A 25,667-nucleotide genomic window follows, 5' to 3' on the forward strand; every position below is an offset into this window, starting at 1 on the left:
AGCGGCACTGGACCCGAACGCCAGCGCCGCGGTCCGGGGTCAGATCAGGTCGTCGGTCAGGTGGTTCGGCGTGCCGAAGCGGTGCGCCGTGATCGACACCGCCTGCTCGCGGACGAAGGGCAGGATCTCGAGCCGCCCGGCCTCGGTCACGGGGCCGCCGTAGACAGCGACGTCCGGACGACCACCGACGGCCGAGTACAGCGCCGAGGTGTCGCCACCGATGAGCCGCACCCGCGTCGACGGACCCGAGGCGACCGAGCTCGCGAAGGCCTCGTCGGAGACCGTCTGCGACAGCGAGCGGACGATCGACAGCGAACGGATCGCCGAGGCGACGGACGACGGCAGCGTCGCGGCCGTGGAGACCTCGATCGTCGTGCCGGCCCGGAGCGCAGCGGCGACGACGCGGACGAGCTCGACCACCGAAGCGTCCGCGTCGGCGTCCGGATCGGAGACCGCGGCCAGCCGCACCTGCACCGACGGGAACGGCAGGTACCGGGCGATGTTCCGCTCGGCGGAGAGCGCCGACACGTCGGTCGCCGTGCCGAACAGCGTCGACCAGGCCTGCTCGTCAGACGCCAGCGCACGGTCGAGCACCTCCGAGGTCACGCCGGTGGCCCGTGCGAACGCCCGGACCGGGGCGGACGGAGCAGCCGACGCGGTTGCCGCAGCGGGCGTCCACGAACCGAGCCCGAGCAGGTAGTTCAGCCCACCGGCCTTCGTGCCGGCACCCACGGCCGACTTCTTCCACCCGCCGAACGGCTGACGCCGGACGATGGCGCCCGTGATGCCGCGGTTGACGTAGAGGTTGCCCGCCTGGATCCGCGACAGCCACGTGCCGATCTCACCCGGGTCGAGCGAGTGCAGACCCGAGGTCAGGCCGTAGTCGACCTCGTTCACGATGTCGATCGCCTCGTCGAGGGAGTCGGCGGTCATCATGCCGAGGATCGGGCCGAAGTACTCGGTGCGGTGGAACTCCGAACCACGGCGGACGCCCTGTCGGACCCCGGGGCTCCAGAGCTTGCCGGTCTCGTCGAGCTGCTTGGGCTGGACGGCCCAGGACTCCCCCGCGCCGAGCTTCGTCAGGCCGTCGAGCAGCTTGCCCGAGGCCGGCTCGATGACCGGGCCCATCTGGGTCGCCGCGTCGGTCGGGTAGCCGACGGTGAGCGAGGACACCGCGTCGAGCAGCTGGTTCCGGAAGCGCTTGGACTTCGCGACCGAGCCGACCATGACGACGAGGGACGCGGCCGAGCACTTCTGGCCGGCGTGCCCGAACGCGGACGCGACGACGTCCTTCACGGCGAGGTCGAGGTCGGACGACGGCGTGACGATCACGGCGTTCTTGCCCGAGGTCTCGGCGAGCAGCGGCAGGTCGGGGCGGAACGAGCGGAAGAGCTCGGCCGTCTCGTAGGCACCGGTGAGGATGACCTGGTCGACCATCGGCGACGCGATGAGCTGCTGGCCGAGGTCGTTCTCCGACACCTGCAGGAACGCGAGCACGTCGGCCGGGGCCCCGTGGGCGTCGAGCGCGGTCTCGATGATCGAGGCGAGTACGGCGCCGGAGCGCTCGGCGGGCGGTGCGGGCTTCAGCACGACGGCGGACCCGGCCGCCAGCGCCGCGAGGGTCGATCCGGCGGGGATCGCGACGGGGAAGTTCCACGGCGGTGCGACCAGGGTCAGCGCCGCGGGCGTGAAGGTCGCACCGTCGACGTCGTCGAGCGCGGATGCCAGGGTGCCGTAGAAGTGCGCGAAGTCGATCGCCTCGGACACCTCGGGGTCGGCCTGGTCGATGGTCTTGCCGGTCTCCGACGCCATGACCTCGATGAGGGCGGCACGGTTCGCCTCGAGTGCGTCGCCGACGGCGTGCAGCACGGCGCCACGTGCACCACCGGACCAGGTCCCCCAGACCGCACCGGCGGCCTTGGCGCGACCGAGCGCGGTGTCGAGCGCCGTGGCGGAGTCGACCCGGGCCTCCTGGACGGCGCGGACGCCGAGCGTCGACGAGGCGACCCGTGCGGTGATCGCGTCGCCCCAGGCGCGGACGGCGCCGACCGAGGGGTCGCTGTCCGGGGTGTTCTCGAAGTGGCCGGGGCCGGGGCGGCCGACGGCGGCGTAGCGGTCGGCGACACGGTGTGATGCCGGCGCTTCGAGCCCCTCGGGCGTCGCGAGCGGCACCAGGGAGGCGCGGAAGCGTTCCTCTTCGCGGGCGAACAGCGGCGGCGAGGACACCAGCGAGAAGACCGCGGACATGAAGTTGTCCTGCGACGCGCCCTCCTCCAGACGGCGGATCAGGTAGGCGATCGCGACGTCGAACTCGCCCGGGTGGACGACCGGCGTGTAGAGCAGGAGCGAACCGACCGTGTTCTTCACGGCCGACGCCTGCCCCTGCGCCATGCCGAGCAGCATCTCGAACTCGATGCCGTCCCGCACCCCGCGTTCGCCGGCGAGCAGCCAGGCGTGGGCGACGTCGAACAGGTTGTGCCCCGCGACGCCGACCCGCACGTTCGCGACGCGGTCCGGGGTGAGCGCCCAGTCGAGCACGCGCTTGTAGTTGGTGTCCGAGTCCTGCTTGGTGTGCCAGGTGGCGAGCGGCCAGCCGTGCACCGAGGCCTCGACCTGCTCCATCGGCAGGTTCGCGCCCTTGACCAGACGGACCTTGATGCCCGCGCCACCACGGGCGCGGCGAGCGGCGGACCACTCCTGCAGCTCCTGCATCGCGGCGAGCGCGTCGGGCAGGTACGCCTGCAGCACGATGCCGGCTTCGAGGCCGAGGAACTCCGGCTCGTCGAGGAGCTTCGTGAAGACCGCGATGGTGAGGTCGAGGTCCTTGTACTCCTCCATGTCGAGGTTGATGAACTTGGCCGGGCTGGCGGCTGCGGCGCGCTGGAAGAGCGGTCGGAGCTGTTCGACGATGTCGTCCACCGCGTGGTCGAACGCCCACGGCGAGTGCGGGTGCACCGTCGAGGACACCTTGATGGAGACGTAGTCGACATCGTCGCGGGCCAGGAGCTTGTGCGTGCCCTCGAGACGGCGGGCGGCTTCGCGCTCGCCCAGCACGGCCTCGCCGAGCAGGTTGACGTTGAGGCGGACGCCGTCGCGCTTGATGCCGGCGATGGCCGGGCCGAGCTTGGAGTCGGTGGCGTCGACGATGAGGTGGCCGACCATGTTGCGGAGGACCCGTCGGGCGATGGGGACGACGACGTTCGGCAGCACCGGGGCCATGCCACCGCCGAGCCGGACGAGTCCGCGGAGCGCGGCGGGCAGGAACCCGGGGGCGTCCGGGGCGATCTGCCGGAGCTTGCGGGCGGCGACGGTGAGGTCCTCCGGTCGCACGACCCCGTCGACGAACCCGACGGCGAAGTCGAGCCCGGCGGGGTCGGCGAGCACGCCGGCGAGCTGCTTCGCGGAGCCGTCGACCGGGTACGACTCGGCCTCGGCGAGCCACTGTCGGACGAGCGCGACGGACTGGTCCGCCAGGGCGTCGTGGTCGATGGCGGAGTCCTCGTGCAGCGTCGTCATGGGTTCAGTGTGGAGGTCCGGGATGCGGTAGCGGAAGTGAGCGTTCCTGATGGATACCGTTCAGTTGCGCTACCGTTCCGGTCGTGACCCGGCTAGCGTCGGACCATGCTCGACGTCCGCCGTCTCGTGCTCCTCCGTGAGCTGTCCATCCGCGGCACGATCGCGGCCGTCGCCCAGGCGGTGAACTTCACCCCGTCGGCGGTCTCGCAGCAGCTGAGTGCCCTGGAGCGGGAGGCCGGCGTGCAGCTCCTCCGCAAGGCCGGGCGGCGGCTCCAGCTCACCCCGCAGGCCGAGGTGCTGGTTGCCGCGGCCGGCCAGGTGCTCGACGTCCTCGAGCACGCGCAGTCCCAGGTGGAGGAGACCCTGTCGTCCGTGCAGGGCCGGGTGCGGGTCGCCGTGTTCCAGTCGGCGGCCCTCGCCCTGATGCCGAGCGCCCTGCACGAGATGGCCACGGAACACCCGGACGTCCGGGTCGAGATGGTGCAGCGCGAACCGGAGACCGCGCTGAACGAGACGTGGGCTCGCGACTTCGACATGGTCATCGCGGAGCAGTACCCGGCCCATGCCGCTCCGCACTTGCCCGGGCTCGACCGCTCCGACCTGACGACGGACGCGGTCCGGCTCGCCCTGCCCCCGCGCGACACGGCGCTGCGTCCGGTGTCGTCGCTCGAGGACGCCCGCACCATGCCCTGGGTGATGGAGCCCCGCGGCACGGCGTCGCGGCACTTCGCCGAGCAGGTCTGCCGACGCTGGGGTTTCGAGCCCGACGTCCGGTACGAGACCGCCGACCTGCAGACGCAGATCCGCCTGGTCGAGTCGGGCAACGCCGTCAGCCTGATGCCCGACCTGATGTGGACCGGTCGGACGACGACCTGCCGACTGCTCGAGCTTCCCGAGCGACCGCGGCGCACGATCTTCACGGTGGTCCGCGCCGCGGGCGCATCGTCGCCAGCCGTGCGCGCACTCCGCGCCGCGCTCGAACGTGCCGCGTCCGTCGTCGGAGCGTGACAAGGCGGTCTGGAGGCGCGGCGCGGGTCGGCACGACGGCTGCGTACCTCCGTTGCCATCGTGATGATTTCGTGATCGAGCCATCGTCAGAACTGGTCAAGCGGGCGACATCCTCTGAGTGAGGGGCGCTGATCCGGCGTCCCGTCCCGGCATCCGAGGGGGATCCCATGAACCAGTCCTGCAAGTACACCTTCCGCCGCAGCGCGGCGATCGGAGCGGCGATCGCGATCGTCACGGCTTCGTCGGCGTTCGGCATCGGGGCGAGCGCCGCCTCCGCAGCGACCGACGAGACCGCTGCACCGAGCACCACCGCGACGTCGGCTCCGCAGAACGCGACCACCGCGACCACCGCACTCGACACCACGGCGGACGACACCGGCACCGATACCGCTCCCGACACAGCGCAGCCCGCACCGGATGGCGAGACCGCCGACCCGGCACCTGTACCAGCACCCGCACCCGCACCGACCGACGAGACGGCGGCGCCGGACAACACCCCGACACCCACCCCGGCCGCGACCGCGCCGCCCGCCGCGGACACCACGACGACGACCCCCGCCGCCGAACAGCCCGGCCCCGAGGCATCGACGCCCGTCACCTGGGCGGAGCCGTCGAGCAAGGACGCGCCGATCGTCCTCACCGCGACCGCCGGCCAGCCGTTCTCGCACACCTTCACCGCCCAGGGCGGCGACGGCCCGCTGGAGTACCTGTTCAACCCGCTGAACTTCTTCCCGAACAACGACCTCAACGGCTGGTCCTGGAACGAGCAGACCGGCGTCCTGAGCGCCAACCCGCTGAGCACGATCGACGGGCCCGCACTGTTCGAGGTCACCGCGACCGACCTGCACCAGACCGCCGTGCAGTACGTCCAGGTCGACATCGAGCCCGGCGCCCCGGTGGGTGTCACGTTCGGCGTCGACAGCTCGGACTCCGACGTCAGCTGGCAGGTCGACGCCGACGGGACGATCCGGGAGTACGCGCCGGGTGGCACCGGTGACACCGTGGTGTCGGAGGTCCCCGCCACGGTCGGCTCCTCGATGACCCTCGCGGGCCTGGCCGTCGACGCGCTGGGCAACCGCACCACCCCGGGCGACGAGTACCCGCGCTCGACCGTCACGAGCACCACCGCGTCCGACGGCGTGGTCTGGGACCCGGACTGGTCGGCGAACACGGTGACGTTCTCGGAGCCGGGCACCCGCACACTGACGGTGTCCGAGGGCGGCGTCTCGACCTCGTTCACGGTCCGCGTCTCCGAGGCCCCCGCTCCCGTCGCCGGCATCACCATCGGGGTGCTCCCCGCAGACGGGACGTCCGGCGACCGGTGGGGTGTCGAGGGCGACGTGATCACCTACTACCCGGCGGACGGCGACGCGCAGCAGGTCGACGCGATCCCGGCCCGACAGGGTGACCGGGTGCAGATCCGCGCCCTGGCCGTGGACGCCGACGGGCAGCCGGTCGGTGACCACACCGACCTCGCCTTCACGAGCGACGTCGCCAGCGACCGCATCGAGTACGACCCCGAGGCTGCGGCCACGTGGGTGACCTTCGAGCACGCGTCGCCGCACACGATCACCGTGGCGTCCGGCGACGTGACGAGCACCATCCGCTTCGAGGTGCAGCCGACGGCGACGACCACGGTCACGACCACCCACACGCCGACTGCGTCGGGCACCCTCGCGTACACCGGTGCCGACGAGTCCGGCCCGCTCGCGTGGGCCCTCGGCCTGCTGGCAACGGGCGCCGGCCTGCTCGTCTGGCGCCTGCGTCGCCGACTCGGCTGAGGCACGCCACGGCGACCGCCTGACGGACCGGAGGCGCGGGGCAGGACTGCCCCGCGCCTCCGGTCCGTTCTTGCGTGATCCTGTGGCACCCCGGATGGGAGCGGGGCACTTCGCGCGGCCGCCGTGGTCGGGGACTGACAGCGCGTCATCCGTGGACAGCGACGGGACGGCCTGTCCGGAGGCCCGGTGCGCGTCCGCCTCGGCGGTCGCGTCGGTCCCGGTGCAGGTCGTGACCAATCCGTGACCGAAGGATCGTCAGGTCTGCTCCGCACGGGACATTCCCTGAGTAGAGGACGCTGATCCGGCGTCCCGTCCCGGTATCCGAGGGGGATCCCCATGAAGCACTCCTGCACATCCACGTTCCGACGCAGCGCCGCGGTCGGCGCAGCCGTCGCGATCGTCGCCGCGTCGTCCGCGTTCGGCATCGGCGCCACCGCGGCCGTCGCCGACACCGCCGACACCGCCACGTCCAGCACCACCGGGGTGACACCGACGGCACAGCCAGGAGGCACGACCGACCCGGCAGCGCCGGTCGCCTCCCCCGCTCCCGACGCTCCGGACGGGGCCGCCGTCCCCGGCACTCCGGCAGCGGACCCGGCTCCGACGCCGAGCCCGGATCCCGCAGGGCCGGTCGACCCGATCCCCACGCCCACGCCGACGCCGACATCGGCGGCCGCGGCACCGGCCGGAACGGAGTCGACCACGGCGCCCTCGGTTCCTGTCACCTGGTCCGAGTCGTCGAGCCCCGAGGACCGGATCGTCCTGCACGCGACCGCCGGCGAACCGTTCTCGCACACGTTCGTCGCGAACGGCGGCGACGGCCCGCTCGAGTACCTGTTCAACCCGCACACCACGCCGCCCGGTCTGCACTGGGACGAGAAGACGGGCGTCCTCAGCGGCACCCTCACCAACCCGGCGGACTCGTTCGACATCGACGTCGCCGCCACCGACCAGTACCAGAGCGCGACGCAGTACGTCCGCGTCGAGATCCAGCCGGGCGCGGCCACGCACATCGGCGCCCAGGTGTACTCGAACGCCGAGGGTCGCAATCCTTCCTGGTCGGTCGCGGGCGGCCCGGACGGCGGCATCGCCCCGGTCGGCGGCGGCGGTCTGATCGATGCGGTCCCGGTCGGACGCGGTGGGTCGCTCTGGGTCAGCGCCGTCGTCACGGACCGGATCGGGACCCCGCTCAACGGCACCGAGATGCCGTCGGAGTCGACCCTGACCAGTGACGACCCCGACGACGTCCTGCGCTACGACGACGATTCCAACACCTGGAAGGCGACCTTCGACGGCACCGGTCCGCGACAGCTCACCCTGCGCTCCGAGGGGCTCTTGCTGACGATCCGCATCGACGTCACGGACGCGCCGCTCGCCTTCACGGAGACGAGCTCGGCCGATGCCCCGCTCGACCTCACGGCGACGTCGGGCACGCCGTTCAGCCACCGCTTCTCGGTGCAGGGCGCGACCGGCCCGGTCGAGTACTCGCTCGCCGGCGCCGACGGCGGCGAGGTCATCGGGGACGGCGACTTCTTCCGCTCGGAGTTCTCGATCGATCCGAACACCGGAGTCCTCACCGGCACGCCGCGCCCCGCGACGCAGTACGACTTCGAGGTGATCGCACGCAGTGGTTCCGAGACCGCGACGGCGCACGTCACCCTGACGGTCGAGCCCGGCGCCCCGGTCGGCGTCCTGGCGTCGGTCTACCACGGCGCTGAGGGCCCGGAGTGGGAGGTCGCACCCGACGGATCGGTCACCGAGTACACGATCGACGCCGCGGGGTCGGTGCAGACGAAGTCGGTCGACAGCGTGCCGGCGGACCAGGGCATCCCGCTGTTCGTGAAGGCCGTCGCCGTCGACGCCAACGGCAACCGCACGACGACCCCGGGCAGCCCGCACCCCGTCGTGACGAGCGACGTGGCCACTGACCGGATCACCTGGGTCGCGGAAGCGGAGTCCAACCAGGTCGACTTCCCGCACGCGTCGATCCACACGCTGACCGTGTCCAACGGAGGGGTCACGACCTCGTTCCGGGTCGATGTCCGAGCACACGCCGATGCCGCCGGGACCTCGACGACCCGTCCGGCGTCCGGCACGCTCGCCTACACCGGCGCCGACGAGTCCGGTCCCCTGGCGTGGGCGCTCGGCCTGCTCGCCGCCGGCGGCGGCCTGCTGGTGCACCGTCTGCGCCGTCGACGCGCCTGACACGCGATCCGATGCGGACGGGAGGCGCGGTGCGGGTCCGCACCGCGCCTCCCGTCCGCGAATCGTGCGGGAACCCCCAACCCGGGTCACATTCTGATCAAGCACGTCGCGCACGTGCGCGGATAACCCCTACGATCCGATCATGCCGAGGATTCTCGGCGGATTCTTACGTTCCGGCACCCGACCGGACTTGAACCCTGGGGGACGAAGTGCGCCGTAGCACCTCCACCGTCCGACGCGCCTGCGCCGTCGGCACCACCGTCGCGCTGATCGGTCTCACGACCGGTCTGGGCGTCATGACCGCGACCGCAGCGACCGCTGCCGAGTCGAACCCGGCCGTCAGCGCTCCTGCGACGGCCGCCGCCGACGGCACCACGCCGGGCGACACCGCCACGGACGGCACGGGCACGCCCGCGACCGGCTCCGAGGCGGACGGCAGCACGCCGCCCGCCGGCGACACCACCGGTGATGACGCCCCCGCGGGCGACGACACCGGCGTGACCGGCCCGGACACCGAGCCGACCGACGCCGGCACCCCCGGCACCGGCTCCACGGCTCCGGTCGGCACCCCCGCCGCCCCGGCGGCGACCACGCCGGCGAAGCCCGCGGCGACCGAGCCGTCCGTGCGCGCCGCCGCCGACCAGTCGGTGACCATCTCCGGTGACCTGACGGTCGGTTCGGAACTCGTCGCGAAGCAGGCCGGGTTCACCTCCGGCAGCAAGATCTCCTACCTGTGGACCGACGAGGCCGGCGCCACGCTGTCCGAGGCGGCCACCTACACGATCGAGCCGGCCCTGGCGGGGCAGCAGATCACCGTCACGCTCGAGGGCGCGGTCGTGGGCGAGGTCGCGACGACGACCACCGAGACCGCCGTGGCACCGGTGTTCGTCGACGAGGCCGGCCAGCCGCTCTCCGACGAGGACAGCGACCCGACCATCGAGGCGACGGCGGGCGAGGCGTTCTCGTACACGTTCCGTGCGCTGAGCACCCCGGCACCGGAGCTGTCGGCCTCGTCGTTCGACGACGAGGGCGACGAGCAGTCCACCCTGCCGAAGGGGATCGACTTCGACGCGAAGACCGGTGTGCTCTCGGGCACCCTGACCGACGCCGACGAGTACTTCGAGGTCCTGGTCACGGCGACGACGACGACCCCCAGCGGCACCGTCACGAGCGAGCAGTACGTCAGCATCGACGTCGAGGCCGGTGCCCCCGTCGGCATCGAGGTCATCACGCTCAACGAGGACGCGCTCCTCGACGGCACGTCGACCACCGCATGGATCATCAAGCCGAACGGCGACGTCTACGAGGGCGACCTGCTCACGGACGACGAGCCCGTCAAGGGCGGCAAGGTGACCGTCGAGCAGGGCGGCACGCTCCTGGTCTCGGGCACGCAGGTGGACCGCTTCGGCAACGAGCTCTACCCGGAGTTCGACGAGGAGACGGGTGAGCCGACGTTCTTCACCCCGACCGTCACCTCGGACGTCGCGACCGACGTCATCGGGCCGTACTCCGACCTGGCCGAGGTCGGGCTCGTGTCCGTCACGTTCCCGCACGCCTCGACGCACACCCTGACCGTCTCCGGTGCCGCCGTGCCGAGCACCGTGTTCGCGGTCGACGTGCAGCCCACCGTCGCGCCCGTCGCGCCGGTCGTCGGGTCGACCACACCGGTCGTGCCCGCGGCGGTCGCCCACCACACCGGTTCCGGCCGGCTCGCCTACACCGGCACCGAGTCGACGGGCGCCCTCCCCTGGGCCCTCGGACTCGTCCTCGCCGGCATCGGCCTCATCGGCGCCCGCACGGTGCGCCGACGTCACGCCCAGCGCTGACCCGCGTCGTCTCCCGTCCGCCACGTGCCCGCGTGGCGGACGGGAGGCCCGTCACGGCCCCGTCCCGCCGCCACCGGATCCTCGGTGACGGAAGCGGCGGGGCCGTTCTCCGTCCCGCGGCGGCCCCGCGTCGGTAGCGTTGGCGACATGCCCACGCTGCTGCACATCGACTCCTCGGCCGACCTCACCCACTCCCGCTCGCGCGCACTGACCGCGGCCTTCGCCGACGCCTGGCGCGCCCGCGGCCCGGAGTACACGGTCGTCCGGCGGGACCTGCACGTCGACCAGCTCCCCCACCTGGAGAGCTCGGCGCTGCACTGGGCCGCCGCCGACCGCACCGCCGAGGAGACCGTCGCGCCCGAGGCCGAGGCCCTGCGTCAGGAGGTCATCGACGAGCTCCTGGCCGCCGACGTCGTCGTGGTGGGTGCGCCGCTGTACAACTACACCGTGCCGTCGACCCTGAAGGCCTGGATCGACCGCATCCACGTGCCCGGCATCCTGACCGGCGGCGTGCAGCCCCTGGCCGGACGACCCGTCGTCACCGTGGTGAGCCGCGGCGCGACCTACGACGCCGGCACCCCGACCGAGGGCTGGGACCACGGCTCCCCCGTCCTGCACATCGTGCTCGGCACCGCGCTCGGCATGAAGCTGTACCCGATCACCGTCAGCGCGACCCTGGCCGACCGGCTGCCGGACCTCGCACCGCTCGCCGAGCACGCCGCCGCGGAGTTCGCCGACGCGAAGACGACGATCGAGCGCCTCGCCACCACCCTCGGCTGAGGTCAGGCGGCCCGGACCTCGCCGGCCCGCCCGAGCAGGTCCGCGTGGAACGCCGTCTGCGTCAGGGCGCTCGCGAGCAGGAACCCGGTCATCGACTCGATCCCGCCGCTGAAGGGCACCCGGGCCGCGACCTCGAACAGCGTCGGACGGTCCAGCGCATCGAGCGCCGCGGCGACGTGACGCGAGCGCTCCTCCCGGTGCCGGGCCAGGGTCTCGGCGCGGGTGACGACGTCACGGAACCGGTACTCGTGCCCCGGGCAGACCTCGAGGTCGGCGTACGGGTCGAGCCGCGCGAGCGACGCCAGGTAGTCCCCGAGCGGGTTCGTGCCGGTCCGGCCGCCGAGCCCGATCCCGGAGTTGATCCGCGGCAGCACGTGGTCGCCGGAGAACAGCAGCCCGTCGGCCTCGTCGAGGAAGCACACGTGCCCGGCCGTGTGCCCCGGGGTCCAGAGCGTCCGGATCGTCCGACCGGGGATCGGCAGCAGGTCGCCGTCCTCGAGCAGCACGTCGGCGTACGGTGCCTCGATCCGACCCATCCCGATGCGACGTCCGCTGCCCCACGCCTCGACGACCCCGGCCCGCAGGTGCTCGGGCAGCCCCCACGTCGCGATGTCCGCGTCGTTCCGCTCGGCGTCGGCGCGTTCCCGTTCGAGCGCGCTGACCTCGAGGCCGTGCATCGCCACGCGCGCACCCGTCGCCCGGCGGATGGCCGCCGCGGCACCCAGGTGGTCGGCGTGCAGGTGCGTCACGGCGACGAGCGACACGTCGTCCAGGGTGCGTCCGATCGTGGCGAGCCCGTCCCGCAACTCGGCGAGTCCGCCGTCGGCCGACCACCCGGGGTCGATCACCGCGAGCGAGCCGTCCGACCCCTCGACGACGTACACGAGGGTCGCGTCGGGCACCCCGAACCGGAACGGCACCGCGAGGGTCCAGATCCCCGGCCGGACCTGCTCGACGGGCGGCAGGACGCCGTCGCGGAGCGCGGCGGCCTGCACGGGGCTGATCGGTTCCGGGGCCGGCGCTGCCGGCGGGGGCACGGTCGTCACGCCGGCCACCCTACCGACGCGAGCCCGACCTGCCCGGGGTGAGCCGGGCCTCCCGGCCGCGCATCCGCGCGAGTAGACAGGACCCATGGAGATCGCACCGATGCTCGCCAAGGCCGTCGCCACCGTCCCCGACCCGGACAGCACGAAGGGCGGGCTGCGGTACGAACCGAAGTGGGACGGCTTCCGCGGCATCGTGACCATCGACGGCGACGCCGTGGAGATCGGCAGCCGCGGCGCCAAGCCGCTCACCCGGTACTTCCCCGAGCTCGTCGAGGCGTTCCGCGCGCAGTTCGGCGGCCGCGACCACCCGGTCGTCCTGGACGGCGAGGTGATCCTGCGGTCCGGCGAGCCCGGTGCCGAGCGCCTCGACTGGGAGGCGCTGTCGCAGCGCATCCACCCGGCGGCCTCGCGGATCGCCAAGCTCAGCGTCGAGACCCCGGCGCAGTTCGTCGCGTTCGACCTGCTGGCCGTCGACGGGCAGGAGCTCCTCGACCTGCCCTTCGACGAGCGTCGTGAGCGCCTGGAACAACTCGGCGACGCGATGACCGACCCGCTCTTCGTCACCCGCACCACGCTCGACGTGGAGCAGGCCCGCGAGTGGCTCACCACCTTCGAGGGCGCGGGACTCGACGGCGTCGTCGCGAAGCCCCGCGCGCGGGCGTACGAGCCGAACAAGCGCTCCATGCTCAAGGTCAAGCACCACCGCACCGCCGACGTCGTCGCGATCGGCTACCGCGTGCACAAGAGCGGTTCCGGCGTCGGGTCGCTGCTGGTAGGCCTGTACGACGCGGACGGCGAGCTCCGCCAGGTCGGCGGCGTCTCCGCCTTCTCCGACAAGCGCCGGGCCGCGTTGATCGACGAGCTCGAGCCCGTCGTGCTCCGCGATGCGGACGGGAGGCCCGTCACCGGTGACGGGGAACGGTCACGGTTCTCGTCGGGTCGCGACACGTCGTTCGTCCGGCTGGCGCCGGAGTTGGTACTCGAGGTCCGGTACGACCAGATGGAGGGCGACCGGTTCCGGCACACCGTGCAGTTCGAGCGGTGGCGGCCCGACCGTGACGCGACGTCGTGCGGGTTCGAGCAGCTCGAGGTACCGAGTGCGTACGACCTGAACGACGTGCTGTCCTGACGGTGGAACGCGACCCGGTGTCCGTTTGTCGCTGTTCTGTCCTGGTTCCGGAAAAGTAGTTAGCCGAACTAGTGAAGCCGTGCCAGGATGATGTCAGCAGCACGAGGCCTCCAGCCCGGATGCCCGGATCGAAAGCGGTCGACATGAGCACCAGCACGCTTGTCCGCCACCCTCGGCGGAGCCCCTTCACAGAAGTCCGAGAGGCACGGCGCCAGCGCGTCCTGCAGCTCAGCGCGGTCATCAGCGCCATCGCCGGCGTGACCGCCACGGCACTCGCACTCGTCACGGTCGGACTCGGCTCGTGATCGTCGACGGCATCACCGACGTGCACCGCGGCACCTGGTCGCGGCTCACCCGCCTGCACACCGCCAGCATCGGGCTGCCGACGCACACCACGCGCGTCGAGGACCCGGACCGTCAGCGGGACGTCTCCTCCGCAGCCTGAGGCTCGGCTGCCCGGCTGCCCGGCTGCTCGGCCGCTCGGCCTCAGCTGGGCTTCTTCGCCCGTGAGGGCTGCACACGCGGCGGCTCCCCGGGCATCTTCGGGAAGTCCGGCGGGAACGGCAGCTCACCCTCGCCGTTCGCCAGGTCCCGTTCCCACCACTCGAGCAGCGGTGCGATGCTGCCCGGCTGCTCCCCCATCGACTCCCACGGGTCGCCGGTCGTCCGCAGCCGCTCCGGCACCGTGCGGATCGTGAAGGCGGTCGGGTCGGCGGTTCGCAGTTCGTCCCACGTGATCGGCGTGGACACCGAGGCGTGCGCCAGGGCCCGGGGGCTGTAGGCGCCGGCCATCGTGCGGTCGCGGTTCGCCTGGTTGAAGTCGACGAAGATCCGCTGCCCCCGCTCCTCCTTCCACCACGCCGTCGTGACCTGGTCGGGCATCCGGCGTTCGAGCTCGCGTGCCGCGGCGATCACCGCGTGCCGCACCTCGAGGAACTCGTGCTCGGGGCGGATCGGCGCGAACACGTGCAGGCCGCGGTTGCCGCTCGTCTTGATCCAGGTGGTCAGGCCGACCTCGTCGAGGACCTTCCGCAGCTCCTCGGCCACCGGCACCGTGTCGCCGAAGTCGGTGCCGGGCTGCGGGTCGAGGTCGATGCGGAGCTGGTCCGGGTGGTCGCTGTCCTCGGCACGAGAAGCCCACGGGTGGAACACCACCGTGTTCATCTGGGCTGCCCACACCGCCACGGCAGGCTCGTCGATCACCAGCTGCGGGTGCGACCGGGCACTCGGGTAGGTCACCGTGACCGAGCGGACGTAGTCGGGCGCCCCCTTCGGCGGGTTCTTCGAGAAGAACTGCTCGCCGTCGACACCGCCCGGGAACCGCTGCAGTGAGATCGGCCGGTCGCCGTTCGCACGGACGAAGGCGTCGCCCACCGTCACGAGGTACTCCGCCAGGTCGAGCTTCGTGATGCCCGCCTCGGGCCAGAGCACCCGCGAGGGGCTGCTGATCCGGACCTCGCGGTCACCGTCGGGGCCGGGCACCCGCACCGTCGTCGCTTCGCTCGCCATGCAGCGGACCGTACACGCGTGCCGGCTGCCCGCCCGCAGCCGAGTGTGCGCCTCCACGCTCCCGCTGGACACCGGTGTTCCCTGGTCGAACACGCGCACGCCGGTGTTCAGCGCGCGAACACCGGTGTCTTGCGGCCAGGGGTCGGCAGGATGGGCGGGTGAACGCGTACCTCGGCATCGACCTCGCGTGGGGGCTCGGCTCTGAGCGCAAGGCCGCGAACGAGACCGGGCTGGTCGCGATGGACCACGACGGCACCATCACCGACGCCGGCTGGGCCCGCGGGGTCGACGCCGTCACGGTCTGGATCGCCGAACACCTCGGGCCACGATCCCTGATCGCCGTGGACGCCTCGCTCGTCGTGACGAACCCGACGGGCATCCGCGAGTCCGAGCGGCAGGTCGGGCAGCGCTACGGCCGATGGAAGGTCGCGGCGAACCCGACCAACCAGGCATCGGCGGCGAGCGCCGGCTCAGCGCTGCTCGACAGGCTGACCGCGCTGGGCGTCGGGTACGTCTCCGACACGGAGTCGATGCGACGACGCGCCGGTCCGGCGGTGTTCGAGTGTTACCCGTACACGACGCTGGTCGGGGTGGAGGAGCTCGGCTACGACGTGGAACGACCCCGGTACAAGCGGCTCGACCTCCGGATCCCCGCCGCCGAGGCACGTGCCCGTCGCGCCGAGGCCTTCGACGAGCTGGTCCGGCGGCTGCGTGAGACCCGGCTCGACCCGCCGCTGCTGCTCGACTCCCATCCGCTGACGCAGCGGCTCGCCGACCCCTCGGTGCTGCACGGTCCGACGCACAAGCACCGCGAGGACCTGCTCGACGGGGCGCTGTGTGCGTGGACGGCAGCGTTCTGGGAGCGACACGGCGACGACCGCGTGCAGATCCTGGGAGGTGATCCTCCCCACCGGCACGGCCCGGACGCCGCTGGCGCGTCGCCCGGGAACGGGCGGCGTGGGCCCACCCTCCCCACCGACCCGCTGGACGAGGCGGGCCGCCGGCCCATCGTGGTGGCACCCGCGCGCCCGTCGCAGCGGAGGCCGCGCGGCTAGGGTTGAGCGGTGAGCGCGACGACCGAACCCCTGCACATCGGGCTGGTGTCGCTGCACACCTCCCCCGGAGACGAACCCGGTTCGGGCGAGGTCGGCGGCATGAACGTCGTCGTCCGGCACCAGGCCGAGGCGCTGGCCGACCTGGGCCACCACGTGGACATCATCACGCGCCGGTCCGCTCCGACGCAGCCGGACTCGGTGTCGCTCGTGCCGGGCGTGTGCCTGCGGTTCCTGTCCGCGGGGCCGGCGGAGCCGGTGCCCAAGGGCGAGCACGATGCGTTCATCGAGCCGTTCCGTCACGAGCTCGAGCAGCTCGGGCCGTTCGACGTCCTGCACTCGCACCACTGGTTCTCCGGCGCGGCCGCACTGCCCGTCGCCCGCGAGCGCGGCATCCCCCACGTGCAGTCGTTCCACTCCATCGCCGCGGACCCGGCCACACCGCTGTCCGAGGGCGAACGCCCCGAGTCGGCGGGCCGCATCGCCGGCGAGGAACTGCTGGCCCGCGAGTCGGACGCCGTCGTCGTGGTGTCCGAAGCCGAGGCCTCGACCGTGCGCACCCGGCTCGGTGGGGACGACGCCCGCATCTGGATCGTGCCGCCGGGGGTCGACGGGTCCGTCTTCCGTCCCGCCGCGGTCGGTGCGCGCCGCGCCGCCACCCCCTACGTCGTCGCGGCGGCGCGCGTGCAGCCGCTGAAGGGCCTGGACCTGGCGATCGAGGCGATCGCCGACATCAGCCTGGAGGCCCGCCCCACGTTGGTCATCGCGGGCGACGTCTCGAGTGAGGCGGGCGACTACGTGGACGAACTGCGTCGGCTCGCCGACGCGCGGGGTATCGCCGACCACGTCACCTTCATCGGGCCGCAGTCGCGTGCGGACCTGGCGTTCCTGTTCCGCGGCGCGGCAGCCGTGCTCGTGCCGTCCCACTCCGAGACCTACGGGCTCGTCGCGCTCGAGGGCTCCGCTTCCGGGGTGCCGGTCGTGGCCGCCGCTGCCGGGGGCCTGCGTGAGGCCGTGGTCGACGGGGAGACGGGCGTCGTGCTCGAGTCCCGCGACCCGCAGGACTGGGCGGACGAGATCGAACGGATCCTGACGGATGCGGGGTACGCCGCCGGGCTCGCCGCTGCGGGGCGGGAGCACGCGGAGCGGCTGAGCTGGGAGCGATCGGCCGCGGGGCTCGAGGACGTCTACCGCCGGGTGCTCGGGCGATCGTGAGCGGGACAGGCGGGCGGTTCGCCGCGTTCTGGGCGGCGCTCGACGCCGTGCCCGTCGAGTCGGACGCCGAGGCGCTGTACGACGTCGGATCGACCGCGGGACGGCTGCGGCGCGCGAACCTGACGCGGTACCTGGAGCAGGCCGGGGCCGGGGCGGACACGTTGCTCGTGGCCGAGGCCCCGGGGTGGCGCGGCATGACGAACACGGGTGTGCCGTTCACGAGCATGCGCGAACTGGGGCCGGGGTACTCGGCGCCACCGGAGCCGACGGCACCGTGGGAGGCCTCGTCGCGCGTCGTGCACGCCGCGCTGGAGGGCTGGCGCGGTCCGCTCCCGGTCGCGTGGGCGATCTTCCCGCACCACCCCTTCGTGGCGCCGGACCGGCTGACGAACCGGACGCCGCGTCCCGCCGAGGTCCGCTCGGGCGCGCCCGTCGCGCTCGCGCTGCTGGAGGCCCTCGGCGGCGTCGACCGGGTCCGGGTGGTCGCCGTCGGTCGGAAGGCTCAGGGAGCGCTCGCCCTGGCCGGAATCGAGGCGATCGCCGTGCGGCACCCGGCGCAGGGCGGCGCGAAGCAGTTCACCGAACAGCTGCGGACGCTGGACCACTAGCCGTCGGTCCGTCCCGGTCGAGTCCCGCTCAGGCGGAGCGGACCTCGACGCCCTTGGCCGCGAGCCGCTCGGCGACGTGGGCGGGCAGCGGTGCGGCGGCGTACACGGTACGGAGCTCCGGCAGGTCGAGCACGTCGTCCCAGTTCTGCGGGTCGAAGCGGTCGTCCGAGCCGTCCCAACCGGGGTGGACGTCCCGCAGGACCTCGAGGTCGGAGTCCACCGTGATCTCGGTGACGAGCGACAGGTGCGACGGCAGCAGGTCGAGGTCGTCGTAGTACTCGCGCGCCCGGTCGTCCTGCCCGTCGACGTCGAGATCCTCGTCGGTCTCGTCCTCGGCGTCCGGGTCGTAGGGGTCGAGGACGTCGAGGTCGTAGCAGAGGACGTCGAGCACCAGGAGCTTCGCGTTGAAGTCCGCGAACTCGATGGGCTCCTCGGTGGTGTTCGACTGCTGGTCCATGGCCGGAGCGTATCCGTCGCCGAGCGACAGTGTTGCGATCGCGAGAAACCTCCCTGTGGGACTGGACAGAAAGGCATCTCGCGCGCAAGGGTGACGCATGGCCACCACCAAGACGGACCGCCCACAGCAGGAGCAGCACGAGCTCCGCCGGGTCATCGGTCCCAAGCTCCTGCTGCTCTTCATCGTCGGCGACATCCTCGGCACGGGTGTCTACGCGCTCACCGGCCAGGTCGCGGCCGAGGTCGGCGGGGCAGCGTGGCTCCCCTTCCTCATCGCGTTCGCGGTCGCGCTGCTGACGGCGTTCTCGTACCTCGAACTCGTGACGAAGTACCCGCAGACCGCCGGTGCCGCCCTCTACGTGCACAAGGCGTTCGGCATCCACTTCGTCACCTTCATCGTGACGTTCATCGTGATGTGTTCCGGGATCACGTCGGCGTCGACGGCATCGCGGGCGTTCGCGGCGAACCTCGGCGCCGGGTTCGGCATCGAGCTGCCGAACGGCGTGGTGATGCTCATCGCGATGGGCTTCATGCTCGCGGTGATGTTCATCAACTTCCGCGGGGTGAGCGAGAGCGTCAAGACGAACGTCGTGCTGACGCTCGTCGAGCTGTCCGGTCTCGTCATGGTGATCCTGATCGGGTTCTGGGCGATCGCGGGCGGCAACGCGGACTTCTCGCGGGTCGTGATGTTCGAGACGCCGGAGGACAAGTCCCTGCTGCTGTCGATCAGCACCGCGACGTCGCTGGCGTTCTTCGCGATGGTCGGCTTCGAGGACTCGGTCAACATGGCCGAGGAGACCAAGGACCCCTCGCGCATCTTCCCGAAGATCATGCTCACGGGCCTCGGCATCACCGCCGTGATCTACGTGCTCGTGTCGATCTGCGCCGTGGCCGTGGTGCCGATCGGTGAACTGGCCGGCAACGAGACCCCGCTCGTCACCGTCGTGCAGACCGCCGCGCCGGACTTCCCGATCGCCGACCTGCTGCCCTTCATCTCGATGTTCGCCGTCGCCAACACGGCCCTGATCAACATGATGATGGCGTCGCGCCTGCTCTACGGCATGAGCAAGCAGGGCGTGCTGCCGGGCTTCCTGTCCCGCATCTCCCCCGCCCGGCGCACCCCGTCGACCGCGATCGTCTTCACCACGCTCATCTCGCTGCTGCTGATCGGGTGGGTCTCGCTCGACCCGGACTCCCCCATCGTCGTCGTCCTCGGTGGCACCACCTCGCTGTTGCTGCTGACGGTGTTCGCCGTCGTCAACGTGACCGTGCTCGTGCTGCGCCGCGACAAGGTCGACCACAAGCACTTCCGCGCCGGCGTCATCATCCCGGTCATCGGCATCGTCACGTGCCTGTGGCTCGTCATGCCGTTCTCGTCCGGTCGCGACCCGCAGCAGTACCAGATCGCCGGCGCGCTGCTGGCCCTGGGCGTGCTGCTCTGGGTCCTGACCTGGTTCACCCACGGACGGAAGCAGGCCGAGAAGGCCCCGACCGGACTCGTGACGGAGCCGACGAAGGTGCAGCGCCCGCCGCACGACAGCTGAGCACCCACGCACGAATCCTGACGGTTCTGGTTCGCGAAGCCCCCGCTTCGTGAACCAGAACCGTCTCTCGTTGCCGGCGATGCACCTGCCCCGCGGCGAGCAACGAACCCCGACCGCGAACCGCGGAGCGTGCGATCACGGCGGGCCGCCGCACGCTTCCCAGGAGGCGCCCGTACGCTCGTGCTGCCCTTCCTGCTCCGCCCGCCCAGCCCGACGAGAGGTCCGTCATGCGCCGTGTCGGCATCACCCTCGCCTCGGTGTTCGGCGCCGGGATCGTGGCGGTCGGCATCGGCGTGGTCGTCCTCGTCGTGATCGCGGTCAACTCGCTCGCCGGCATCGCGAAGTCGAGCGCCGCCACCCCGACTCCCGCGTGCCCGGCCGTCGCCTCGAAGACGATCGGCGGGATGGTCGTACCGGCCGGACCCGTCGGCGGCTTCTGCCAGGACCGCCTGGTCAACGCCGCACACGTGATCGAAGCCGCCCAGGCACTCGGCATCGGTCCGCACACGCAGGCCGTCGGGGTGATGACCGCCATCGGGGAGTCGAGCCTGGTGAACCTCGACCACGGTGACGCAGCCGGCCCGGACAGCCGAGGCCTGTTCCAGCAGCGCGACAACGGCGCCTGGGGCACGTACGAGCAGCGGATGGACCCGTACACGGCCGCGTCGATGTTCTACGCGAAGCTGGTGAAGGTGCCCGGCTGGAAGACGATGAGCCCGACGCAGATGGCGCACGCGGTGCAGATCAACTCGGACCCGGACCACTACGCGAAGTCGTGGCCACAGGCGAAGGCGATCGTCGAGGAGCTCACCGGCCAGGACGTGCCGGACACCGCTCCCCAGGGCTGACCGCTCACGAGGCCACCGCCTTCGTGTCCTCGTCGAACTCGACGATCGCGGCTCCCCCGGAGTGCACGACGACCTGTGCGCGGAGCCGGACCGACTGCTCGTCGAGGGCGCACGCGCAGGCGTCGACCCACTCCCAGTCCACCGGGTAGAGCCGGTCGGCGTCAGGACGCTCCCACACGAGCACGACGTCGACGGCCCCGAGCTGCGCCACGATGTCCGCGATCAGGGCCGCGAAGTCGTCCACGTGCTCGTCCGGGGAGTACGGCAGGTCGGCGATCGGCAGCAGGAACGGGATCGACATCCCACGGTCGTCGAGGAACAGCACCCAGCACTGCCGGCGCAGCGGTCGTTCGACGACGGCTTCGACGAGTCGGACGACGTCGTCGTCGGTGCGGACGGGTTCACGGATCAGGCGGTCGAGCATCTCGGTGTCAGGCATGGCTCCAGCGTGTCGGTTCGAACACCGCCACCGAGGCGCGCTTCAGCTTCTGTGGAGAGACGCCCGACACTCCCACACCTGTGGAGGAAGAAGCGCCTAGATGCCGTGCGTGACCGAACTGTCGACGAGCAACAGCGAGGCGAAGAACACCGCGACGATCGCCGCCATGCCGACGAGCACCACCGGCCAGGTCAGCCGGCGTCGCACGAGCCGCAGCACGCAGACCGCGAGCGTCGCGACCAGTACCGCCGCCACGACGATCGGCCCCACGACGACGACCGAGTCACCCAGCGTCTCGTTGCAGGTGTTGCCCGGGGCCGCGCACGACACGAACGCGAGCGACATCAGTCTGATCGCCCACCCCGCTGCCAACGCGCCGACCGTGAGCACCACGAGCAGGGCGGTGGAGGCGACCACGTCCGCGACGCGGCTGCGGCCTGTCAGTGGGTGGCGGGCCTCCCGACCGAAACGTGCCGGACCGGACCCGAGCGGATCGGGACCCGCCCCGGCTGCCGGGCCGCTCTGCCGCGCGGGCGCGCCCATCAGGAGCGCCGGCCGCGCGTCGACCAGAGGGCGAGCGCGATGAGGACGGGCTGACCGAACAGGCGGACGAAGCGCTTCTCGTCACTGTCCAGACCGAAGGCGTCGCGACGGTTCACCCACTGCGACAGGTTGCCGGGGAAGATGACCGTGAAGAACACGGCCGCGACCGAGCCGACGAAGCGGCGGGTCGGCTTGGGAGCGAGCACCAGGGCCGAGCCGAGCGTGATCTCCGCGACCCCCGACGCGAGCACCGTCGTGTCGTCGTCCAGTGGGACGAAGTCGGGCACCTGCGCCGTGAACTCCTTGCGCGCGAAGGTGAGGTGACTCGTGCCCGCGACGACGAGGACCAGGCCGAGCAGGACGCGGAAGACAGAACGCATGCCCCCATGGTGCCCGCTCCCTCGATCCGGTGCCCGCGCTGCGCGACGTGGACGTGCACGAAGCGAGGTTCACTCGCTATCATGCGGTCCATGGGAGCAGTCGCTCGGGACCACGAACCGCCGGCAGCTCCGGCGACCTTCGCGGTGTTGCTCGGACCGGTCGCGTTCTACCTCGGCATCATCGTGCCCGCGCAGTCCACCGTGCGGCACGTGCTGCTCGGCGCCGTGTTCGGGCTGGTGTGCGTGCTGAGCGGCTGGCGGGCGATCAGGATCGCCGGTCGGCGTCGAGCGGTGCAGGCGTGGTCGTGGATCGGCATCGTGATCGGGACCGCCGGGCTCGTCATGCTCGTCTGGCAGGTGCTCGTGATCGTCACCGGGGGCGCGTTCCCGCCGCCGTTCTGGTCGCCGTACGCCAACCGCTGACGCCGGGTCACCAACCGAGCGTGCCGGGGGCTCCCTTGAACGGTCCGACGATGTCCGACGTGATCCAGCCGCCGTAGAAGTCGCCGTCCTGCGCCTGGACCCGTTCGCCGCCGACCTCGCACGAGTCCATCGCGGACGGGTAGATCGCCACGCGTTCCCGCAGCGACTCGTAGCCGGGCACGGGCGTCGGGTAGTTCCAGGCGGCACGGCTCGCGACCGTCCCGTCGCCGCCGACGACGTCGAAGTAGCGCGCCAGGCCCTTGAACTCGCACATGCTCGAACCGGACGCCTTCATGAGCGCACCCTCGGCCAGATCGGCCGTCGGCAGGTAGTAGACCGGCGGGTGCGAGGTCTCGAGCACGCGGAGGGCGTCGGTCGTGTCGGCGACGACCGTGCCGCCGAGACGGACGACGACGCGGGCGGTGACCCGCTCGACGGCGGGTGGGCGGGGGTAGTCCCAGACGGACTCCTGGCCGGGGCCGGGCTCGGTCCTCTTCGGGTGGCGCATGCTCCAGGTCTACGCGCGGCGCCTGCGGTGCGGCCGCGTGCGTGCGCGGGGCTGCTTTCGTGCGCCCGACCTTTCGCGCCCAGCGACAGTTCACGGGATCGGCGGCGCGAGAAGTGTCGCCCACCGCGAAACCCCGCCGCGCACGCGCTCAGCCAGCCGCCCGAACACCCACAGCCCGCACGTGCGCGCGACCGCCTCCGGGTGCACCATGGGCGGGTGACGACGACGACACGCACCCTGTTCCGACGGAAGCCCATCGACACGATCGATGACGAGGCCGGGGGCGAGGACGGCCTGAAACGGCACCTCGGTCTGTGGCAGCTCACCGCGATCGGCATCGGCGGCATCATCGGCGCCGGCATCTTCACCCTCGCCGGCACCGTCGCGAACGGCGTCGCCGGGCCCGCGGTGCTGATCAGCTTCCTGGTCGCCGGGGTCGCGAGCGCCGCCGCTGCCCTGTCGTACGCCGAGTTCGCGGGGCTCATCCCGAAGGCCGGCAGCGCGTACACGTACGGCTACGCGGTGCTCGGCGAGATCGTCGGGTGGTTCATCGGCTGGGACCTGCTGCTCGAGTACACGGCGATCGTGGCGGTGGTCGCGATCGGCATCTCCGGCTACGTGGGGTTCCTGGTCGGCCAGTTCGGCATCGACCTGCCCGCGTGGATGCTCGGCGCCCCGGGCACCGGTGACGGGCACGTGATCGACGTCTTCGCGATCGCGCTGTGCCTGCTCACCGCGTTCGTGCTGACGCGCGGCATCCGCAGCGCCGCCCGGTTCGAGTTCGTCGCCGTCGGCATCAAGGTGGCGCTCGTCGTGCTCATCGTCGTGCTCGGCGTGTTCCACATCAACAGTGCGAACTACTCCCCGTACTTCCCGTTCGGCTTCGGCGGCGTGATGACCGGTGCCGCGACCGTGTTCTTCGCCGTGTTCGGCTACGACGCCATGTCCACCGCGGCCGAGGAGTCCACCGACGCCCGCAAGCACATGCCGAAGGCGATCCTGCTGTCCCTCGGCATCTCGATGGTGCTGTACGTCCTGGCGACCCTCGTGCTCACCGGGATGCAGAAGTACACCGACATCGACCCGGCGTCGGGCTTCTCGTCGGCGTTCGCGTCCGTCGGCCTCGGCGGTGTCGCCAACGTCATCGCGATCGGTGCCATCGTCGGCATCGTCACGGTGCTGGTGACGTTCATGCTCGGTGCCTCACGCGTCTGGTTCTCGATGAGCCGCGACGGTCTGATGCCGAAGTGGTTCGCGAAGACCGACCCGAAGCGGCACGTGCCGACCCGCGTGACCTGGATCCTCGGCATCGCGTCGGCGATCCTGGCCGGGGTGCTGCCCATCGGTGTCGTCGCCGAGCTCACGAACATCGGCATCCTGCTCGCGTTCGTCGTGGTGTGCTCGGCCGTGGTGGTGCTGCGCTACCGGCAGCCCGACCTGGATCGCCAGTTCCGGCTGCCGTTCATGCCCGTCATCCCGATCATCGGCGTCATCGCGTCGCTGTGGCTCGTCACGTTCCTGCAGTGGGAGACCTGGGTGCGGTTCGCGATCTGGTTCGCGATCGGGCTCGGGGTGTACTTCGGGTACTCACGACGCCACAGCAAGTTGGCGACGGGCGAGGTGACCGGCGGTAAGCCCCTGCGCGACTGAGCACCCGACGCCCGGGAGGACCTGCCGGGTGCTCGCTCAGTGAACGGGATCCATGTTCCGCACACGCACTCTCGCTGCTCTCGGCACGCCGCTCGTCGTCGGCGCGCGGGCCGCCGCATGACCCCCAAACTGGGGTCCACCAATCTGTCTACCAACTGGCAACCTGATCGGGGGTCACGAATGACGTGACTCCTGAGGGGAGCACCAATGGCCGACGTCGACGACGTCCATCCATCCGTCAATCTCGAACCACCACCCGCGGGAGCCAGCCGACGTCAGGTCCTGATGTTCGCCGTCGCGAGCGCGCTCGCCGGGAGCAGCGTGCTCACGGCAGACCGTGCTTTCGGCGCAACGCCGGACAACCTGGCAAACCTGGACAGGTCGAAGCCGGAAGGTGCTCCGTCCTCGCGAGCTGCCGCCGTGGCGGGTGAGTGGGGCGGTTACCAGAACGGCCAGATCCCGACGTCCGTGCTCGAAGCGGTGCCGACCTCGACTGGCCAGCCGTTCCTCCGGCCAGACGCCGCCCTCGCCTGGCGAGACCTGAACGCAGCCTTCACCAGGCAGTTCGGCACCGCGCTCGTGATCACCGAGGCGTACCGCGATCTCGCACGCCAGGAGAAGCTCTACCAGGAGTACCAGGCCGGCACCGGCCCGCTCGCAGCGCCTCCGGGCACATCGATCCACGGGTGGGCTCTGGCTTGCGACTTCGCCAGTTCCGTGGACGACTACGGCACGCCCCAGAAGATTTGGATGGACGCGAACGCGCCAACCTACGGGTGGCAGCCGACCGGGAACGGCTTCAGCTCACGCGAAGCCTGGCACTTCGAGTACGACGGCTCATACCAGGCAGAAGAACCCACACCGCCGCCAGGAACAGAACAGGACGCATCAGACATGAAGCTCATCACCAACAACGGACGCACCTGGCTCATCGGCGAGATGACCGGCATCGAGATCAACACCGAGTTCTTCAACGAGCTCAAGTCGACCTACAACCTGTCCGGTTCGCTCGGCAACCTCCGCGCGGCCCTGGTCGCGCAGTACGGCGAGCCGGTCGCGATCCAGAGCGCCACCAACGTCGAGGGGCTGCTCGCGGTCGCTCGGAGGAACCGCGCGGTCCTCGTCAGCGAGATCAACTAGCACCGATCGGAAAGAAGGCCCCCGTCGACGATCGACGGGGGCCTTCCTCGTCGTCGGGTGA

At 71.6% G+C, this 25,667-nt stretch carries 24 protein-coding genes; 16 read left to right on the top strand and 8 right to left on the bottom strand.

The annotated features are described in order from the left end of the window. Nucleotides 1-39: 39 nt before the first annotated feature. A complete protein-coding gene (locus DEJ35_RS14785; RefSeq protein WP_111193034.1) occupies nt 40-3,516 on the bottom strand; it encodes a bifunctional proline dehydrogenase/L-glutamate gamma-semialdehyde dehydrogenase in 3,477 nt (1,158 codons plus the stop codon). A gap of 105 nt (nt 3,517-3,621) precedes the next feature. On the opposite strand from DEJ35_RS14785, the gene DEJ35_RS14790 reads away from it, so the two are divergent. The 5 genes from DEJ35_RS14790 (at nt 3,622) to DEJ35_RS14810 (ending at nt 11,116) form a co-directional block, all read left to right on the top strand. Beyond that, nucleotides 3,622-4,524 (top strand): LysR substrate-binding domain-containing protein, encoded by a 903-nt coding sequence (locus tag DEJ35_RS14790; protein ID WP_111193035.1) that lies wholly within the window; start codon nt 3,622-3,624, stop codon nt 4,522-4,524. Between the two features lie 167 nt (nt 4,525-4,691). After that, nucleotides 4,692-6,305: a hypothetical protein gene (locus DEJ35_RS14795; RefSeq protein ID WP_111193036.1), complete on the top strand. Its 1,614-nt coding sequence runs from the start codon at nt 4,692-4,694 to the stop codon at nt 6,303-6,305. Between the two features lie 336 nt (nt 6,306-6,641). Next, a complete protein-coding gene (locus DEJ35_RS14800; RefSeq protein WP_111193037.1) occupies nt 6,642-8,510 on the top strand; it encodes a cadherin repeat domain-containing protein in 1,869 nt (622 codons plus the stop codon). A 209-nt stretch (nt 8,511-8,719) separates the two neighbouring features. Continuing rightward, nucleotides 8,720-10,336 (top strand): putative Ig domain-containing protein, encoded by a 1,617-nt coding sequence (locus DEJ35_RS14805; protein ID WP_111193038.1) that lies wholly within the window; start codon nt 8,720-8,722, stop codon nt 10,334-10,336. 147 nt (nt 10,337-10,483) lie between these two features. After that, entirely contained in the window at nt 10,484-11,116 is a 633-nt protein-coding gene (locus tag DEJ35_RS14810; RefSeq protein ID WP_111193039.1) for an FMN-dependent NADH-azoreductase, read from the top strand. Nucleotides 11,117-11,118: 2 nt separating this feature from the next. Here DEJ35_RS14810 and DEJ35_RS14815 read toward each other — a convergent pair whose 3' ends face one another. Then, nucleotides 11,119-12,162: an MBL fold metallo-hydrolase gene (locus DEJ35_RS14815; protein WP_181435594.1), complete on the bottom strand. Its 1,044-nt coding sequence runs from the start codon at nt 12,160-12,162 to the stop codon at nt 11,119-11,121. A gap of 85 nt (nt 12,163-12,247) precedes the next feature. Between DEJ35_RS14815 and DEJ35_RS14820 the strand changes: the two genes are divergently transcribed. The 3 genes from DEJ35_RS14820 (at nt 12,248) to DEJ35_RS17385 (ending at nt 13,736) form a co-directional block, all read left to right on the top strand. Next, entirely contained in the window at nt 12,248-13,291 is a 1,044-nt protein-coding gene (locus DEJ35_RS14820) for an ATP-dependent DNA ligase (RefSeq protein ID WP_111193040.1), read from the top strand. Between the two features lie 143 nt (nt 13,292-13,434). Beyond that, entirely contained in the window at nt 13,435-13,596 is a 162-nt protein-coding gene (locus DEJ35_RS17380; RefSeq protein ID WP_163343780.1) for a hypothetical protein, read from the top strand. After that, entirely contained in the window at nt 13,593-13,736 is a 144-nt protein-coding gene (locus DEJ35_RS17385) for a hypothetical protein (RefSeq protein WP_155896788.1), read from the top strand. Before DEJ35_RS17380 ends, DEJ35_RS17385 begins: the two co-directional genes overlap by 4 nt. 41 nt (nt 13,737-13,777) lie before the next feature. Here DEJ35_RS17385 and ligD read toward each other — a convergent pair whose 3' ends face one another. After that, nucleotides 13,778-14,800: a non-homologous end-joining DNA ligase gene (gene ligD / locus DEJ35_RS14830; RefSeq protein WP_111193041.1), complete on the bottom strand. Its 1,023-nt coding sequence runs from the start codon at nt 14,798-14,800 to the stop codon at nt 13,778-13,780. Between the two features lie 158 nt (nt 14,801-14,958). Between ligD and DEJ35_RS14835 the strand changes: the two genes are divergently transcribed. Genes DEJ35_RS14835 through DEJ35_RS14845 form a run of 3 tightly spaced genes read left to right on the top strand, consistent with a single transcriptional unit; the run spans nt 14,959 to nt 17,675 of the window. After that, the gene (locus DEJ35_RS14835) at nt 14,959-15,855 is read left to right on the top strand and encodes a DUF429 domain-containing protein (RefSeq protein WP_181435595.1); all 897 of its coding nucleotides are present in this window, start codon (nt 14,959-14,961) and stop codon (nt 15,853-15,855) included. A 9-nt stretch (nt 15,856-15,864) separates the two neighbouring features. Beyond that, nucleotides 15,865-17,067 (top strand): glycosyltransferase, encoded by a 1,203-nt coding sequence (locus tag DEJ35_RS14840; protein WP_110862544.1) that lies wholly within the window; start codon nt 15,865-15,867, stop codon nt 17,065-17,067. Beyond that, nucleotides 17,064-17,675: a uracil-DNA glycosylase gene (locus tag DEJ35_RS14845; protein ID WP_111123914.1), complete on the top strand. Its 612-nt coding sequence runs from the start codon at nt 17,064-17,066 to the stop codon at nt 17,673-17,675. Before DEJ35_RS14840 ends, DEJ35_RS14845 begins: the two co-directional genes overlap by 4 nt. Before the next feature lie 28 nt (nt 17,676-17,703). On the opposite strand, the gene DEJ35_RS14850 is transcribed toward DEJ35_RS14845, so the two are convergent. After that, nucleotides 17,704-18,132: a DUF6892 domain-containing protein gene (locus tag DEJ35_RS14850; protein ID WP_110862542.1), complete on the bottom strand. Its 429-nt coding sequence runs from the start codon at nt 18,130-18,132 to the stop codon at nt 17,704-17,706. A 97-nt stretch (nt 18,133-18,229) separates the two neighbouring features. Here DEJ35_RS14850 and DEJ35_RS14855 point away from each other — a divergent pair, with 97 nt between their 5' ends. After that, complete coding sequence (locus DEJ35_RS14855) at nt 18,230-19,675, top strand: APC family permease (RefSeq protein WP_071247213.1); 1,446 nt, start codon at nt 18,230-18,232, stop codon at nt 19,673-19,675. Nucleotides 19,676-19,902: 227 nt separating this feature from the next. Next, the gene (locus DEJ35_RS14860; RefSeq protein ID WP_111193043.1) at nt 19,903-20,523 is read left to right on the top strand and encodes a hypothetical protein; all 621 of its coding nucleotides are present in this window, start codon (nt 19,903-19,905) and stop codon (nt 20,521-20,523) included. Nucleotides 20,524-20,527: 4 nt separating this feature from the next. On the opposite strand, the gene DEJ35_RS14865 is transcribed toward DEJ35_RS14860, so the two are convergent. The 3 genes from DEJ35_RS14865 to DEJ35_RS14875 form a co-directional block, all read right to left on the bottom strand. Further along, the gene (locus tag DEJ35_RS14865) at nt 20,528-20,962 is read right to left on the bottom strand and encodes a hypothetical protein (RefSeq protein ID WP_110862539.1); all 435 of its coding nucleotides are present in this window, start codon (nt 20,960-20,962) and stop codon (nt 20,528-20,530) included. Nucleotides 20,963-21,058: 96 nt separating this feature from the next. Continuing rightward, nucleotides 21,059-21,505 (bottom strand): DUF6264 family protein, encoded by a 447-nt coding sequence (locus tag DEJ35_RS14870; protein ID WP_111193044.1) that lies wholly within the window; start codon nt 21,503-21,505, stop codon nt 21,059-21,061. Further along, nucleotides 21,505-21,885 carry a hypothetical protein gene (locus DEJ35_RS14875; RefSeq protein ID WP_110862537.1) on the bottom strand — a complete coding sequence of 127 codons (381 nt, stop codon included), beginning with the start codon at nt 21,883-21,885 and terminating at the stop codon, nt 21,505-21,507. The genes DEJ35_RS14870 and DEJ35_RS14875 overlap by 1 nt, the downstream gene beginning before the upstream one ends. A gap of 90 nt (nt 21,886-21,975) precedes the next feature. Here DEJ35_RS14875 and DEJ35_RS14880 point away from each other — a divergent pair, with 90 nt between their 5' ends. Further along, nucleotides 21,976-22,308, top strand: coding sequence for a hypothetical protein (locus DEJ35_RS14880; protein ID WP_111091052.1), 333 nt, complete (start codon nt 21,976-21,978; stop codon nt 22,306-22,308). 7 nt (nt 22,309-22,315) lie between these two features. Here DEJ35_RS14880 and DEJ35_RS14885 read toward each other — a convergent pair whose 3' ends face one another. Continuing rightward, a complete protein-coding gene (locus tag DEJ35_RS14885; RefSeq protein ID WP_111193045.1) occupies nt 22,316-22,816 on the bottom strand; it encodes a DUF427 domain-containing protein in 501 nt (166 codons plus the stop codon). A 216-nt stretch (nt 22,817-23,032) separates the two neighbouring features. Between DEJ35_RS14885 and DEJ35_RS14890 the strand changes: the two genes are divergently transcribed. After that, entirely contained in the window at nt 23,033-24,466 is a 1,434-nt protein-coding gene (locus tag DEJ35_RS14890) for an amino acid permease (protein WP_110862535.1), read from the top strand. Nucleotides 24,467-24,886: 420 nt separating this feature from the next. Further along, entirely contained in the window at nt 24,887-25,606 is a 720-nt protein-coding gene (locus tag DEJ35_RS14895) for a D-alanyl-D-alanine carboxypeptidase family protein (protein WP_181435596.1), read from the top strand. The last annotated feature ends 61 nt before the right edge of the window (nt 25,607-25,667 follow it).

This window comes from Curtobacterium sp. MCPF17_051, assembly GCF_003234595.1.
Classification (GTDB): Bacteria; Actinomycetota; Actinomycetes; order Actinomycetales; family Microbacteriaceae; genus Curtobacterium; species Curtobacterium flaccumfaciens.